Source organism: Winogradskyella sp. KYW1333, assembly GCF_003335675.1.
In the GTDB taxonomy this organism is placed as follows: Bacteria; Bacteroidota; Bacteroidia; order Flavobacteriales; family Flavobacteriaceae; genus Winogradskyella.
In genome coordinates this window covers 43127-58355 of the sequence record NZ_QPHL01000016.1, presented here as the reverse complement: position 1 = coordinate 58355, position 15229 = coordinate 43127, and the positions used below count along the sequence as shown (strand labels likewise).

Sequence of the window (15229 nt, the reverse complement as noted above, 5' to 3'; positions counted from 1 at the left end):
TGTAAAATCAGGATTTCTTTCCAACTTAATTTAGAAGTGCTTCAAACTTCAATTTATTATAATTTATAACACTTAAAGCCTTAGAATAATTCAAAAGGAAACTTACAGTTTCATCTTTTGGTTTTAGGTTAATGTTTTTTGGGGTTTTAGTAGAGTAAATTTTTGCCATATTAATAATTTAGGATTTATTATATGGCTATAACGCAATCTATTCTACTTTATTATATCAATTTGTTAAAACAATATTCTTTTGTTCTATCACCTTACGCATATTGATTAATGCATACCTCATACGTCCTAATGCTGTATTAATACTAACACCAGTTCTTTCTGAAATTTCCTTAAAACTCATGTCCTGGTACATGCGCATCATTAATACTTGTTTCTGGTCATCTGGTAATTCTTCAATAATACGTCTTACATCTTTTTCTACTTGCTCCTTAATAATAGATTTTTCAGCGTTCAGACTAGAATCACTTAAAACCGAAAAAATACTGAATTCGCCTGCGTTGTCAAACTTGGGCATTCTGCTATTCTTTCTAAAATGATCAATAACCAAATTATGGGCAATACGCATTACCCAAGGTAAAAATTTACCTTCTTCATTATACTTTCCTAATTTTAAAGTTCTAATTACTTTAATAAAAGTATCTTGAAATATATCTTCAGTAATATCTCTATCGTAAACTTTAGAATATATAAAGCTATATATTCTTTGCTTATGCCTTTCTATCAAAATTGATAATGCATTCTCATTGCCTTGTATGTAATTTGATACCAACTCAGCGTCTTGGATAAGTTCTTTATTCATAACATCTACTTTAATACCTAATAACTAGGCTATTAGGCTTGGGGTTTCTAGCTTTTTAATTAAAGTAATATTATGCTATACGCTGTTTTTTTAATTGAATACGTCTCAAATATAACAACAATCATTCCGAAAAAACAAAATTTACTACTAAATTTTAACATTTAATCTAACATTATTGCGTTTTATCAGCTAAATAAGTTATAGTATCTTTGCAAAATTATACACTTCGATTACCTATGAATACTGCTATCACAGATGTAAACCCTAAAGAAAATATCATAATAAAGGGTGCGCAGCTCCATAATCTTAAAAATATAGATGTTGTAATTCCTAGGAATGAACTAGTAGTTATCACAGGATTATCGGGTTCTGGTAAATCAAGCCTGGCCTTTGACACCTTGTATGCAGAGGGCCAAAGACGATATGTAGAGAGTCTTTCAAGTTATGCTCGTCAATTTTTGGGTCGGTTAAACAAACCCAAGGTTGATTACATAAAAGGTATTGCACCGGCAATTGCTATTGAACAAAAGGTGAATTCTACAAATCCACGTTCTACTGTGGGTACTACAACTGAAATTTATGACTATTTAAAATTACTTTTTGCTAGAATTGGAAAAACATATTCACCAATTTCAGGTAAACAGGTTAAGAAACATACGGTAACAGACGTTATTGACTTTATTTCATCCTTTGATGAAGGAACAAAACTGTTGCTCCTATCACCTATAATTTTAGAGGAAGGCAGATCAATTGAAAACAAGTTAGATACACTTCAAAAACAAGGTTATTCTAGGGTTAAAATTAATAATCAGGTAATAAGAATTGACGAGGTACTAAAAAATGGAATTAAATCCAGCGAAAATCTTTTCTTGGTAGTAGATAGAATAGTATTTAAGCATGATGAAGATTTTTTAAACAGGTTGGCAGATGCTATTGAAACCGCATTTTTTGAAGGTGTTGGTTCATGTATAATAGAAACCGTTAATGAAGGCAAGCAAACTACCTTTAATAATAAATTTGAACTAGACGGTATTACATTTCTAGAACCAAATGCACATCTCTTCAGTTTTAACAATCCTTATGGTGCTTGTCACAAATGTGAAGGTTATGGTGATGTCATTGGTATTGACGTTGATTTGGTAATACCTAATACTGCTTTGTCTGTATATGAAAACGCAATATTCCCATGGCGTGGTGAAAGTATGAGCTGGTACAGAGATCAACTAGTCATTAATTCACATAAGTTTGATTTCCCAATTCACAAACCGTTTTTTGAATTAACCGAGAGCCAAAAGTCCTTAGTCTGGTCTGGTAATGAATATTTTGAAGGCTTGGATAGCTTTTTTACCGAATTAGAATCCAAAGCTTACAAGATTCAAAATCGTGTGATGTTATCTCGTTATCGTGGCAAAACCAAATGCAATGTATGTAAAGGCAAAAGATTACGTGAAGAGGCTAACAATGTTAAAATCAATAATTCTACCATCACAGATTTGGTTGATTTACCAATCAAAGAACTGATTTCATTCTTTAACGAATTAAAATTAGATAAGTACCAATCTAAAATTGCAAAGCGTCTTTTAGTTGAAATTAATACTAGGTTAGAATTTTTATCTAATGTAGGTTTAAGCTATTTAACGTTGAATAGAAAATCAAACTCACTATCTGGTGGAGAGAGTCAACGTATAAATCTTGCAACCTCATTGGGTAGCAGTTTAGTTGGTTCAATGTATATATTAGATGAGCCAAGCATTGGGCTTCATCCTAAAGATACGGAACGGCTAATTAATGTTCTAAAATCTCTTCGTGATTTAGGAAATACAGTCGTTGTGGTAGAACACGACGAGGATATAATGAAAGCAGCTGATACCATTATTGATATTGGACCTGAGGCTGGTACATTTGGTGGTGAGGTAGTCGCTACAGGTGGTTTTAAGCATATATTAGAATCTGATACACTTACTGCCAAATACTTAAATGGAGAATTGCAAATTGAAGTTCCCAAAAAACGAAGAAAAACTAAATATTACATTGATGTTTTAGGTGCCAGAGAAAATAACCTGAAAAATATAGATGTAACTTTTCCATTAGGCATGTTAACCGTAATTACTGGTGTTTCTGGAAGTGGTAAGAGTACTTTGGTTAAGAAAATCTTATACCCTGCAATACAGAAAAAGTTAACTGGTTTTAGTGATAAAGCTGGTCAATTCACCAAAATAAATGGTAACCATAGCAATGTACAACATGTTGAATTTGTAGACCAAAATCCAATTGGTCGTTCTTCAAGGTCTAATCCCGTAACATATGTAAAGGCATATGATGATATTAGAGCTTTATTTGCATCTCAAAAATTAAGTAAAATTCGAAATTACCAAGCCAAACATTTTAGTTTTAATGTAGATGGTGGTCGATGTGAGACATGTAAAGGTGAGGGTGAAGTTACTATAGAAATGCAATTTATGGCAGATGTGCATTTAACCTGTGATACGTGTGGTGGAAAACGATTCAAAAAAGAAGTGCTCGAAGTAACCTTTGAAGGTAAAACAATAGAGAATATTTTAAATATGACTATTGATAATGCAATTAACTTTTTTGAAACTACTAGTCAAACTAAAATTAAAAACAAACTACAGCCGTTGCAAGACGTAGGATTAGGTTATGTTACTCTTGGCCAGTCCTCTTCTACTCTATCTGGTGGAGAAGCACAACGTATAAAGCTTGCAACATTTTTGGGCAAAGGAAGCAAAAGTGATAATGCGCTCTTTATTTTTGATGAACCTACCACAGGCCTACATTTTCATGATATTCAGAAATTACTTAAATCATTTCAAGCACTAATTGAAAAAGGACATTCAATTATAGTAATTGAACACAATATTGATTTGATAAAATGTGCTGATTATATCATAGATCTCGGGCCAGAAGGCGGCAAAGAAGGTGGTAACCTAATAGCAAGTGGACCACCTGAAGAAATTATAAAAAATTCGAAATCCATAACAGGAAAATACTTATCTGATAAGCTCCATTAATAAAACACAAAGGAGAATGCTAACAACAGCAAAAATGAAGTTGGAATAATAAATATTGTAAAAATAAATGTGATTATTCCACTTTTAAACCAAGTTAGCAACCAGTGCTGGCGATAAAATTTTATCAGTGCTATTAAAAAATACAAATAGGTTGAAATTGCAATTAGCCAATCAATCCCATCCGGAATATCATAAACAAATCTGTTGACTGCAAATAAAATTGCAAATACTGTAAACAGAAATGAGAAAAAGTAAAAACTAAAAACTAAGTGGTGCGCGTATGTCCCTTTATTGTAATAGAAAATTTTCAATATAAAGGCAAACAGCGGCATTAAAAAGAACATCGCGATTGGTATACTATCAAAAAAGGCCTGTACCATTCCTCCCGCTCCTCTACCTTCCATAAGATTTAGAATATTAGCAAAAAATCGTCTTTCTAAGAAACTAGCGTCATCTGTCATTCCCATTTCCTTATAAATTAACTCTTTATCAGAACCAGCATTAATCATAGAGTCAATTTTCTTCTTATTAAAATCAAATGAAGATTTTATATTATTTGGTTCATTATTAGCACTCTTAATTATAGAATCTGGTATTTTAAAATCATCTTCCTTTAGACCTAACTTATCTTGATTTTCCTTTAATGGCTTCAATACTTTCTCAAACTGTATTGAATCGAGAACAGCTTCTACACTATCAGTATTAACCGTTTTGGTTTCGATATCACCTTTTACTACCTTTTCATTAAAAGTATTTGCTTGTGACACCAACTCTCTTGTACTAAATGAAATAACAAAAAAGAAAATCACCGAGATAAATAAATACATCTGGGCAGGATGTAAATAGAGCAGTCTTTTTCCTTTAATAAACTCTTTTGCCAAATGACCTGGTTTAAACATTAATGGCAAAAAACTCTTTAAAAAACGAGCATCAAAAGAAAAGTAGTTACTAATAGTGTTGTAGAACAAAATACCAATTGTGAGATCATCATTGGTCTTTTGCCCACAATGAGGACAGAATCTAAACCCTTCTTGATAAGGTTGTTCGCAATTTTGACAATTGACTTGTTTGTTACTCATGGTTGGTTAATGTCTGTTTAAAATTAGTAAAATTTCTAATACACTTCACTCAGAATATAGAAGATTGAAAATAAATATTGTAACAACACAGTAATAAATAATTCATTTAATCACCTGAATATATGGTATTTACAATAATGGCACGCTAATTGAAACCGGCTTAACAAATAGCGTAAGGCGAAAAGCTAGATATGAGTAGGCAAAATCTAAATTTTACAACTATGAAAAAATTAGTTTTACTTTTTACAGGTTTGTTAATGGGATTAACAAATGTATCCGCAACAGAAAAATTTTCTGAAAATAAAAGTATCAATTTAGATATTACATCACGCTATCGTCATGCACAACCTATTTTGTTTGTAGAGCGTGGTGTAGAATTCTTAATCTTTGCTGATGGAAGCTTTGACTTTAATACAGAGATTTTCTATGATTCACCTCGAGATGTCTATTACAAAGACAGACGAAATAGAAGAAGTAGAATTTACGGAGCTCCAGGGCATGGTTACGGAAGATCTAACCGAGGAACACTTGTGAGACATGATAGATTCGGAAGAGTCAGGCGTATTGGAAATGTATTTATTAATTACGACAGATTTGGAAGAATTATCAGGGCAGGTTCAGTATATATGGATTACAGACGTGGTTTACTGCATCAAATTGGAGGATTGAGAGTTTTATACAGCAGACATGGTATTATGACCGGTACGCGTGGACAAATAAACTTTAGAAATCCAGGTAATGGTATATATGGTTTTAATGATTTTGAATCAGATCGATATTATGATAGAAGAAGACAAAGAAACAATAGATGGGTTAATGATGACTGGGATGATGACAGATACTTCTATTTTAAAAAAGATGGAAAAGTCAAAAAACAGAAAAAGCTGAAAAGCAAAATTTCAGATTGATTTATAGTCCATTAAGATTTTCTTGGTGGTTTCAAAACCCTGAATATTACCCCAAATAATTCAGGGTTTTTCTTTTAATATATCTCGCTAACAATCAGGATTTTAAGTTTTTTGGCACGCTGTTTGTATCATAGGTAATGAGTGTAATTTTAAAACCCTTTTACTATGAAACGATTACTATATTTATTTGCAGTTTTGGTGACAGCTAGCACCACAGTATTTGCAACCAACACAAGTTCAAAGGAAGCTGATGCTTCAATTAATAATTATGTGAGAGGTTATGGTAATTCTTTCATATTTATGGAAGCAGGTATTGAATTCTCTGTATACCCAGATGGTCAGTTCGATTTCTACATGCCTCAATATGGACCAAATGTTAGCGTTGGCATCAATAGACCAGGCTTTACTTTAAGCTTTAATACGGGTTTTGATTATAATGCATACGTACAGTACGATGGTTATGGGGCAATTATTCAAATAGAAAATACACCGATCTTCTATGATTATTATGGTAGGGTAAACCAAATAGGTAACATCTTTATCAATTATAATGGGTTTGGAAGAGTTAATAGAATTGGTGGATTAAACATTTATTACAGAAATAATTTCTGGAGATATGATGGGTTTATAAATGTCTATAACAGAGGTTATGTTTGGAGACCATGGCATAGATACTATGCAATTCCTCCGGTAAGTTTCTGTGTAATAAACACATATCCATACAGACAGTTTTACACGCCTGTACGACATATTTGGTATAGACCATACAGAAACAATGTAAGATATTATAATGTTCAAAATGGAAGTCGTGGTAACCCACAATATGGAAGACGTAATGCATCTACCAGAAACTCAAATAGATATGCTCAAACTCCTCGAAATAGAACGGAACGAAATGTTCAGAAATCAGTAGAACGTAGAAATGCAGAAATTACAAGGTCTAGATCAACGCGTATTGTAAGCAATTCTGGTACTATGCGCACTGGAACAACTAATACATCAGGATCATTAACATCCCGCTCTTCATCTAGAAACTCTGAACGAAGTCTGAGTACTAGATCCAATAGCAGAAATATTGAGCGCGGTGTAAACACTAGATCTAATAGTAGGAATGTTGAACGTGGTGTTAACACGAGAACAAATTCTAGAGAAAATACTTTAAGTAGATCACAAAGTTTTAGTAATAGTAACGCTACTAGTTCCCGATCTAACTCAAGAGTAACATCTCAAAATAGAACAAGTAGATTAAATAACAATACACGTTCAAGAAATTTAAAAGAAAATGTAACCAGAAGTAGATCTTCTGTGTCCAATGAACGAACAGGAACAAAAAGTACTTCTGTTAGAAAACCAAAATTGGCTAGTTCTCGTAATTATAGTAGAACAACATCGAAAAACAGTAGACAAAGAAGTAAAATACAAAATAAGAGAAAGTCATCGTCGGTATTGACAAGATCTAAAAGCAGTAGAAAAAGCAACCAAAGTTCTACAAGATCAAGTTCAAGACGAGCAAGAAGATAAAAAATGATTTTTTTGGTTGGTTAGTAGAAGTCCCGCGTGCTGTATGCCTCAGAGTACCTTGCGGGGCTTCTTATTTATATAGGTACTTAAAACTTTAGATATCTTTTTATTTGCTCATTAACGTCTTCTGAAACATTTAATTTATAAATACTCACAAAGTATAAAATCCCAATTAAAGTAGATTTTAATGCTATATTAAGAATTGGATGAAACGGAAAGTCCCAGAAATACATAACTAGAACCGAAACTACTAGTAAAAGGCATATTTTCAACGATTCAGCTGAAAACGGTTGCATATTAAATTTCCGTTTAACAAAAAGGATTTTCACCGTATTATAAAATACAATTGCTAAAAAAGTGGCAAGTGCAGAACCTTCAATTCCATACCTTGGAATAAAAATAATATTCAATACTATAGCAGTAATCGCAAGAAAAACACCAAAATATAGAACCATCTTATAGTATTCGCTATTAAAGAGTATGGCATTATTATTTCCTAAACTGTTATCATAGAGTTTAGCTAGACTGACAATAAAAACAACAAATAGGCCACCAGTAAATTCTTTTGGTAGGATAAGATAAAGCTGATTAATATTTAAAACTATTAGTAAAAAAATAAAACCACTTACTACCAATAGAGTCATGGAACTACGTTTATACAAATCTTCAAGCGCAGTTAAATCATTATCATTTAAATACTTCGCTGTTAACGGCATCATAATTTGATGCATAGCTCGCTGTGGCACGGCTATAACAGTAGCTATAAATATTGCTACACTGTAATATGCTACTTGTTCAATATCTTCTATTAGTATGCCTATCATAAACTTGTCTATATCCAAAATCAACATTGCAACAGAGCCAGCAATTATCATTAATAAAGCATACTTAAATATAGATGATAAATTATTTGGTAATTGAAATACAAGTTTTGGAAATCTAACAGTATAGGCATATAATTTCATTATAAGCATTCTTAAAACGTAAACTCCTACCAATCCAATAATAAACTCATCTATGCTAAGCCAATTAAGATAAACTGCGAATAACAAAATCATTATGGCTACTCTATGGAAAACTTCTTTCATTATATTTCCAAAAACAGTTTGCATTTGCACTTTTGTCCACGCAAAAAAGATCTCAAAATAGGCCATAGCAATGGCCAAAATAAAAATATACCATGTATAATTTTCTACAATTGAATTTTCTCTAGAAAGAAAGGAACCTATAGTTTCATATGAGAAATAACCTATAGTCCCAACTGGAATAATAAAGATTAATGGAAGGAACAGCATCAATGTTAGGAATCCATTAATACTATTTTTTGTTTTAAAAGAAGAATAATATTTTATTATCGCATTATGAACGCCAAACGCCATAAATGGCATCATAATATTGGCTGTAGAAAACAAAAATGCGACTAATCCATAATATTGATCAGTTAAAAGATTGGTATAAAGAAAAAGCGTATTAATAGCACCTATACCAAAACCTAGATAAGTACTAATGGTATTTTTGAAAGATTGTTTTAAAATGATGCCCATTGCTAGGCAATTTACAACTTAATTTTATTTATGATAAAAGCTTCATTATTAAACCCTATGAATAATTTTGCTCAATTTTTCGGTTAAAGATTTACGGCTATATTGTTCTAGGCCAACTGCATTTACTTCAATATTCTGAGACTTATAATCCGCAAATAATGATAAAATTTTAGTCTTTAGATTACCCTTGTCATTATATGTAAAATAAAACCCAGTATTTGTTGATATTATTATTTTCTCCACATCAGAATCAGATGGGCCAATGGCTAAAATTGGAGTTTCAGAAATCAAATATTCAAAAACTTTACCTGGTATTATTGATTTTGTATCCTCAGAATCTATTTCAATTAACAATAATACTTGAGATTTCATTTGATAAGCCAGTGCTTCTTTATGTTCAACATAGCCCATTATATTCATGTATTTATCAAGCTGATGGTACCTCATTGATTGAATTACTTCCTCGCTGACAACTCCAATTAAATTCAATTGAAAGTATTCGGCAAAACCCTCACTTTCAGAAATGATTTCTGAAAGTACTTCCCACAACACCTGCGGATTTCTCTCAGATAATAAAGATCCAATATGTGAGAAGGTAAACTTTTCATCCTTCATATCAATTATTACATTATGAGTATCATAACCATTTGTAATTACCGTAATGGGCTGTTTTGTTTTAGATGAAAACTCGGCTTTAGTATTTTTACTAGTGACAATTATCTCGTCAGCATTGTTCAGTACTCTTGATTCGAGATTTCTATGCTTTTTCTTAGATATAGAAGTTAATTTCAATTCTTTGTGATACCCAATTGTTGTCCATGGATCTCTAAAATCTGCAATCCACTTGACTCCTATTGCGTTTTTTAAAGCTAATCCTATTAAATGCAAACTATGAGGTGGACCTGTGGTAATTATAGAATCAATATCATTTTCTGTAATAAACTTTGAAAGAAATTTCACCGATGGTTTAACCCAATTTTTACGTGCATCAGGAATGAAAAAGTTGCCTCTTATAAAAAGTAATAGTTTTTCTATTACAGATTGTTTCTTTGACTTCGGTATTATCCCTGAGCTTATGTTTTTTGTGCTTTTACTTGAAAATGCACTAGCAAATCGATAGGGTTCTTTAATTGAACGCTTAACTATCTTTATACCCTCTGGTATTTCATTAACTAAAGTCTCATCAACTATTGGGTAACTTGGATTTTCAGGACAAAAAACAAATGGTGTTACATTAAAATCTGCTAAATACTTTACGAATTTTAACCAGCGTTGCACACCAGGACCACCAGCTGGTGGCCAGTAATAGGTAATCACTAAGACTTTCTTTGATGACATTACTATAAACTAAGTATCAATTTTTTTACGTTTAAACTCAAAGAAGAGTCCTAAGAATAACAAAATACCTAAAACTACAGAACTGGCCAATGCAATTTTACTACCTATTTTAACCACTTGAGGCTCAAATTTAAATTCGATTATATGAGTACCTTTTGGTATTGACATCCCTCTTAAAACATAATTTACTCGTTGATGTGGGACTTCTTGACCGTCTATTAACGAAATCCAACCTGGCTGGTAATATATCTCTGAAAATACAGCAAAAGCGCTATTACTATTGTTGGTTTCATACTTTAAGTAGTTAGGTTTAAATTCTATTAACTCTATCGAGGCAATTGAATCTAGTGAATAACTTTCTTTTAAAATATTCGAACTTAATAGTGATTTTTGAATTACTGCCTTCAATTTTGTATCTAAACTATCGAGAGCTTTTATTTCTTCATTAGCAGTTTCAACAATTTCCAATTCCCTAATAAACCAAGCATTACCATTGGTTTCTTTATTTGTATAAGGCAGTACTTGGCCTTGCTCTTCAATGATAATATATTTTGTATTAAGCATGTTTAAGACATTAATGTTGTTTCTATAAACATGAAAATCTAGTAGTTCATTATAACGTCCAAGTTTAGCGGCATGGTAACCCAATAAAGAATTATGGAAATAGGCAGCCTTTCCAGGTTGACTCTGACCTTGGGACGACATGTCCAAGACTCTAAAATGACTTTTATCCCTCAATATATCCTTATCTGCCGTGTTTGCCTGATATGGCATATCAACAATTCGTGCAGATTTAAAATTACTACTATTTACGTATTCTCGATCAACCGAAACCAAATCAAATAGAACTAAAATTACAAACACAATTACAACCTTTTTTTCTGAGAGCTTTTCCTTTAAAAAAAGAAATACGGTTCCTGCGGACAGCAAAACGAAAATCAGCGTTCTTAGGGTATCAGTAGTAAACAATGCTTTTCTATCTTCAATTAATGCGTCTACGAAGTGCTGACCATAAGCCTGAGCATATCTGTCATCGCGTAATCCTTCAAAATCAAAAAGAGAGGATTTAAATAGTAGAAACACAACACAAAGACCTGCCGTAATAATTACTGTGTATTTTAAATACCTTAATTTATCTTCATTATTTTGAAAGTCATTAAACAAACGTACTAATGCAAAAACACCTAATATAGGTACACATAATTCAAGAATGACCTGTACTGAACTCACTGCCCTAAATTTATTGTACAACGGCACATATTCAATAAAGAGATTAGTAAGGAAATCTAAATTCTTACCGTAGGACAATAGTAATGAAAAAATAGTACCACCAACTAACCACCATTTTAATCTTCCTTTCACTAAAAACAGACCAAGAACAAATAAGAAAATAATTACAGCGCCAACGTAAGCTGGTGCTTCAACTATTGGCTGATCTCCCCAATACATAGGTGCTTCTCTAGATGCTTCTAATGCTTCAATAGGCGATGCACCAAGATTTACATAAGCTTTGTAAGTTGCGCTTTCCTTTCCGACATCTTCCGAATTTCCACCACCCATAAATTTAGGAATGTAAAGATTAAAGGTTTCCCAAATCCCATAGCTGTATTCTGTTATGTATTCGTTAGACAAACCTGTTGAGACCTCCTTTGGTGAACCATCAGGATTAATAGTCAGTTCGCTTTTACCGCGAGTACTTTCCTTAACATATTCTTGAGTGGCCAAAAAGTTGGTAGCATTTAAACCAACAGCAATTATGGTAGCTACAATTAAAATCCCAACAGATTTAAAAAAGTGTGGCACTAGTTTTTTTCTATATGCATCAATGAGATATGTTATTCCTATTACTAAGACTAACAATAACAGGTAGTAGGTCATTTGAAAATGATTGGCTACAATTTCTAATCCTAGTGCTATTGTGGTTAATAGAAATCCTAAAACATACCTATTTCTAAAAGTTAATATTATACCTGCCAAAACCATTGGTATGTACGCAATAGCATGTGCTTTAGAATTATGGCCTACACCAAGAATAATTATCATATACGTTGAAAACCCAAAGGCTAAGGCACCAAAAGCAGCCAATTTAAATTCAACCTTCAAGCTTAATAATAAAATATAAAAACCAATAAAATACAAAAAAAGGTAATCTGCAGGTCTTGGCAAAAAGCGTAAGGTTAAGTCTAGTTTCTTTATATAGTTATGTGGGTATTTTGCACCTAATTGATAAGTCGGCATTCCTCCAAACGCACTATTGGTCCAGTAGGTTTCCTCTCCTGTTGATTTTGCAAATTCTTTTTGCTGTTGGGCCATGCCTATATAATGCATGATATCGCTTTGGAAGATCTTTTTACCCTCCAATACTGGGCTAAAATAAGCCAACGACAAAATAACGAATCCTAGTAAAACAAAAAGATGCGGAAGAAATTTCTTCAAAGAAAACGACATGAATTATGAAAGATTTGAATGATACTGAAAAGTAGTTATTTTTTTGAAAAGAATTTGATATGACTTACTCTATTTCCTCGTAATCTATATATTCTCCTACTTTATCATTTGAATTTTTAGACTTATTCGGCATTTTATCTATTACAGTCTCACCTTCTTTTCTGTGGTCATTCCGACTATTGTTTTGATTTTGAAAACCACCGAATTGATCACCAAATCGTCGCTCTGCCTTCTTAGCAACAAAACGCAAAAGTAATGGAGCAAAAATTCGTGACAATATCTTTAATCCAAAATAGATTAGTAAAATAATTAATATAGTTCTCAATAATCCCATTACCGACGCCGTATATATCATATTATCAAATTCTAATCAAAAATACAATTATCATAATTTATAATACGTTATAATTCCCTAAAAAAACTATAAAATATATATATTTGAATTTAAACAAAAACCAATGAAAATTCTCAGATCACTACTTACCTTACTTATTTCATTTAGTTTTTTTACAGCCTTTGGTCAATATACAGAAGTCATAAATTCCAACAGACCAGGTGTCTCAGAAAGTGCATTCTCTGTTGGCACAGGTATTCTTCAATTTGAAGCTGGAGCATTTACCGTTAAGGAAGAGCATACACCCCTTAACTATGAAGTAGGTGGATTTGGACTTGATTTTTCAATTAGATATGGTGTTCTGTTTGAACAACTTGAATTTTCACTTGATGGCATTTACCAGAATGATAAAATAACATTTAACAATGCCGCAATCCCTGTAGAAAACAAAAGATCTAATTTTAAAAATTTTACACTAGGCGCTAAATATTTGGTTTATGATCCTTATAAAAATGCGGAAGACGATAAACCAAATCTGTATAGCTATCATGCAAATAGAAAATTCAAATGGAAATCATTAATCCCTGCTGTGGCAGTTTACGTAGGTGCAAATTATGATAGTGACCCAAACCCATACACAGCAACAAGTGTTGAAGGGTTTAGCTCAAAAGTAATGATAGCAACTCAAAATAATTTTAATGGAGGTTGGGTTTTTGTAATGAATTTAATTCAAGACAGAATCGGATCAGATGATTCAATTTTTCAATACGTTCTGACATTAACCCATTCATTCAATCCTAAATGGGTTATTTTTGGCGAGGCACAAGGCATAAATAGTGATTTTTATGCCGATAACATTTTTAGAGTTGGTGGTGCCTATCTTTGGGATAAAGATTTTCAATTAGATGCCAATATTGCATTTAATACAAAAGATACACCATCAGTATTTAATATAGCATTTGGTGCTTCGTACCGTTTAGATTTTCATAAAGACAAGAAAATTGATAACGGATATTAGACATATCATCTCAACCAACTATATGATTACAGTAAAAGAAGTTTCTTCAAAATCGGGCCTTAGAACCTTTGTCAAATTTCCATTTAAACTATATGAGGACTCAAAATATTGGGTACCTCCAATTATATCAGAAGAAGTAAAAACTTTTAACAAGGAGAAAAATCCTGTATTTAAAGATGCAGACGCGAGGTTTTTCTTGGCTTACAAAGGAAACCAAGTTGTTGGCCGAGTCGCTGCAATAGTAAATTGGTTAGAGATTAAAGGCCAAAAGCAAAAGAAGATGCGTTTCGGTTGGTTTGACTTTATCGATGATTTAGAAGTTAGCAAATCATTGTTGGAAGTTGTTGAGAACATTGGTAGAGAACATAAATTAGACTACGCAGAGGGTCCTGTAGGATTTTCTAATTTAGATAAGGTAGGTGTTATGACTGAAGGATTTGATAGTGTTTCTACTATGATTACTTGGTATAACCATCCATATTATGTTGATCACTATTTTAAGCACGGCTACAAAATAGAAAAAGAATACTCTGAAAGTAAATTTCCATTTAAGAATGTTACGCCCGAAGCCTTTGTAAAGGCTCAGGAGCTTATTAAACGTCGTTATAAACTCAGAGCGCTTAAATTCACCAGAACTTCGGAAGTGATGCCTTATGCGGATAAAATGTTTGATTTATTCAACGAGAGTTATGCGGTACTTTCGTCATTTGTTGAAATCACAGATATCCAAAAAGAGTATTTCAAGAAAAAGTTTATAAGTTTTGTGAATCCTGAATACATAAAATTTGTGGTAGATGCTGACGACAATCTCATTGGGTTTGCAATTGTTATGCCTCGATTTGCAGAAGCATTACAAAAAGCTAAGGGTAGAATATTTCCGTTTGGCTTTCGACATATATTAAAAGCTAAGAAGAAAAGTAAAGATGTTATTTTCTACCTAATAGGTATTCATCCTGATTACCAAAACAAGGGTATTCATGCAGTTATTTTCAATGAATATTATGAGACGTTTAAAGCAAAAGGTATTGAATTTTGTTACAGAACGCCAGAGTTAGAGGATAATGAGGCAATACATAAAATTTGGAAACATTTTGACACTATGGTATATAAACGACGAAAAACCTTTAAAAAATATTTATATTAAAATGAAAAAGACCTTGCAATACAAGGTCTTCTGTTTTTATGATAATTAAATAATG

Annotated in this window: 12 protein-coding genes; 5 read left to right on the top strand and 7 right to left on the bottom strand. The window is 32.2% G+C overall.

The genetic code is table 11. The annotated features are described in order from the left end of the window. Positions 1-25: 25 nt before the first annotated feature. Entirely contained in the window at positions 26-169 is a 144-nt protein-coding gene (locus DUZ96_RS12930) for a hypothetical protein (RefSeq protein ID WP_181855252.1), read from the bottom strand. 57 nt (positions 170-226) lie between these two features. Further along, positions 227-811, bottom strand: a complete 585-nt coding sequence (locus tag DUZ96_RS07895; protein WP_114301401.1) for an RNA polymerase sigma factor — start codon at positions 809-811, stop codon at positions 227-229. Positions 812-1047: 236 nt separating this feature from the next. On the opposite strand from DUZ96_RS07895, the gene uvrA reads away from it, so the two are divergent. After that, on the top strand, positions 1048-3840 hold the full coding sequence (gene uvrA / locus DUZ96_RS07890; protein ID WP_114301400.1) for an excinuclease ABC subunit UvrA: 2793 nt from the start codon (positions 1048-1050) through the stop codon (positions 3838-3840). Here the strand turns inward: uvrA and DUZ96_RS07885 are convergent. Further along, complete coding sequence (locus tag DUZ96_RS07885; protein WP_114301399.1) at positions 3837-4919, bottom strand: DUF3667 domain-containing protein; 1083 nt, start codon at positions 4917-4919, stop codon at positions 3837-3839. The genes uvrA and DUZ96_RS07885 overlap by 4 nt on opposite strands. Positions 4920-5140: 221 nt before the next feature. On the opposite strand from DUZ96_RS07885, the gene DUZ96_RS07880 reads away from it, so the two are divergent. Beyond that, entirely contained in the window at positions 5141-5827 is a 687-nt protein-coding gene (locus DUZ96_RS07880; protein WP_114301398.1) for a hypothetical protein, read from the top strand. Between the two features lie 165 nt (positions 5828-5992). Further along, the gene (locus tag DUZ96_RS07875; protein ID WP_114301397.1) at positions 5993-7348 is read left to right on the top strand and encodes a hypothetical protein; all 1356 of its coding nucleotides are present in this window, start codon (positions 5993-5995) and stop codon (positions 7346-7348) included. A gap of 86 nt (positions 7349-7434) precedes the next feature. Here DUZ96_RS07875 and DUZ96_RS07870 read toward each other — a convergent pair whose 3' ends face one another. The 4 genes from DUZ96_RS07870 to DUZ96_RS07855 all read right to left on the bottom strand — a co-directional run bounded on the left by DUZ96_RS07870 (position 7435) and on the right by DUZ96_RS07855 (position 13033). Beyond that, complete coding sequence (locus tag DUZ96_RS07870; RefSeq protein WP_114301396.1) at positions 7435-8892, bottom strand: polysaccharide biosynthesis C-terminal domain-containing protein; 1458 nt, start codon at positions 8890-8892, stop codon at positions 7435-7437. A 48-nt stretch (positions 8893-8940) separates the two neighbouring features. Beyond that, complete coding sequence (locus tag DUZ96_RS07865) at positions 8941-10230, bottom strand: glycosyltransferase family 4 protein (protein ID WP_114301395.1); 1290 nt, start codon at positions 10228-10230, stop codon at positions 8941-8943. 9 nt (positions 10231-10239) lie between these two features. After that, entirely contained in the window at positions 10240-12678 is a 2439-nt protein-coding gene (locus DUZ96_RS07860; RefSeq protein WP_114301394.1) for a YfhO family protein, read from the bottom strand. A gap of 64 nt (positions 12679-12742) precedes the next feature. Further along, positions 12743-13033: a DUF4834 family protein gene (locus tag DUZ96_RS07855; protein WP_114301393.1), complete on the bottom strand. Its 291-nt coding sequence runs from the start codon at positions 13031-13033 to the stop codon at positions 12743-12745. A 103-nt stretch (positions 13034-13136) separates the two neighbouring features. On the opposite strand from DUZ96_RS07855, the gene DUZ96_RS07850 reads away from it, so the two are divergent. Together DUZ96_RS07850 and DUZ96_RS07845 are read left to right on the top strand one after the other, a co-directional pair. Next, positions 13137-14030, top strand: a complete 894-nt coding sequence (locus tag DUZ96_RS07850) for a transporter (RefSeq protein ID WP_114301392.1) — start codon at positions 13137-13139, stop codon at positions 14028-14030. Between the two features lie 22 nt (positions 14031-14052). After that, complete coding sequence (locus DUZ96_RS07845) at positions 14053-15174, top strand: GNAT family N-acetyltransferase (protein ID WP_114301391.1); 1122 nt, start codon at positions 14053-14055, stop codon at positions 15172-15174. The last annotated feature ends 55 nt before the right edge of the window (positions 15175-15229 follow it).

Coding starts and splice junctions, on each gene's coding strand:
- DUZ96_RS07880 (WP_114301398.1), top strand. CDS start 5,141: ATGAAAAAATTAGTTTTACTTTTTACAGGTTTGTTAATGGGATTAACA.
- DUZ96_RS07860 (WP_114301394.1), bottom strand. CDS start 12,678: ATGTCGTTTTCTTTGAAGAAATTTCTTCCGCATCTTTTTGTTTTACTA.
- DUZ96_RS07845 (WP_114301391.1), top strand. CDS start 14,053: ATGATTACAGTAAAAGAAGTTTCTTCAAAATCGGGCCTTAGAACCTTT.
- uvrA (WP_114301400.1), top strand. CDS start 1,048: ATGAATACTGCTATCACAGATGTAAACCCTAAAGAAAATATCATAATA.
- DUZ96_RS07895 (WP_114301401.1), bottom strand. CDS start 811: ATGAATAAAGAACTTATCCAAGACGCTGAGTTGGTATCAAATTACATA.
- DUZ96_RS07885 (WP_114301399.1), bottom strand. CDS start 4,919: ATGAGTAACAAACAAGTCAATTGTCAAAATTGCGAACAACCTTATCAA.
- DUZ96_RS07870 (WP_114301396.1), bottom strand. CDS start 8,892: ATGGGCATCATTTTAAAACAATCTTTCAAAAATACCATTAGTACTTAT.
- DUZ96_RS07865 (WP_114301395.1), bottom strand. CDS start 10,230: ATGTCATCAAAGAAAGTCTTAGTGATTACCTATTACTGGCCACCAGCT.
- DUZ96_RS12930 (WP_181855252.1), bottom strand. CDS start 169: ATGGCAAAAATTTACTCTACTAAAACCCCAAAAAACATTAACCTAAAA.
- DUZ96_RS07850 (WP_114301392.1), top strand. CDS start 13,137: ATGAAAATTCTCAGATCACTACTTACCTTACTTATTTCATTTAGTTTT.
- DUZ96_RS07855 (WP_114301393.1), bottom strand. CDS start 13,033: ATGATATATACGGCGTCGGTAATGGGATTATTGAGAACTATATTAATT.
- DUZ96_RS07875 (WP_114301397.1), top strand. CDS start 5,993: ATGAAACGATTACTATATTTATTTGCAGTTTTGGTGACAGCTAGCACC.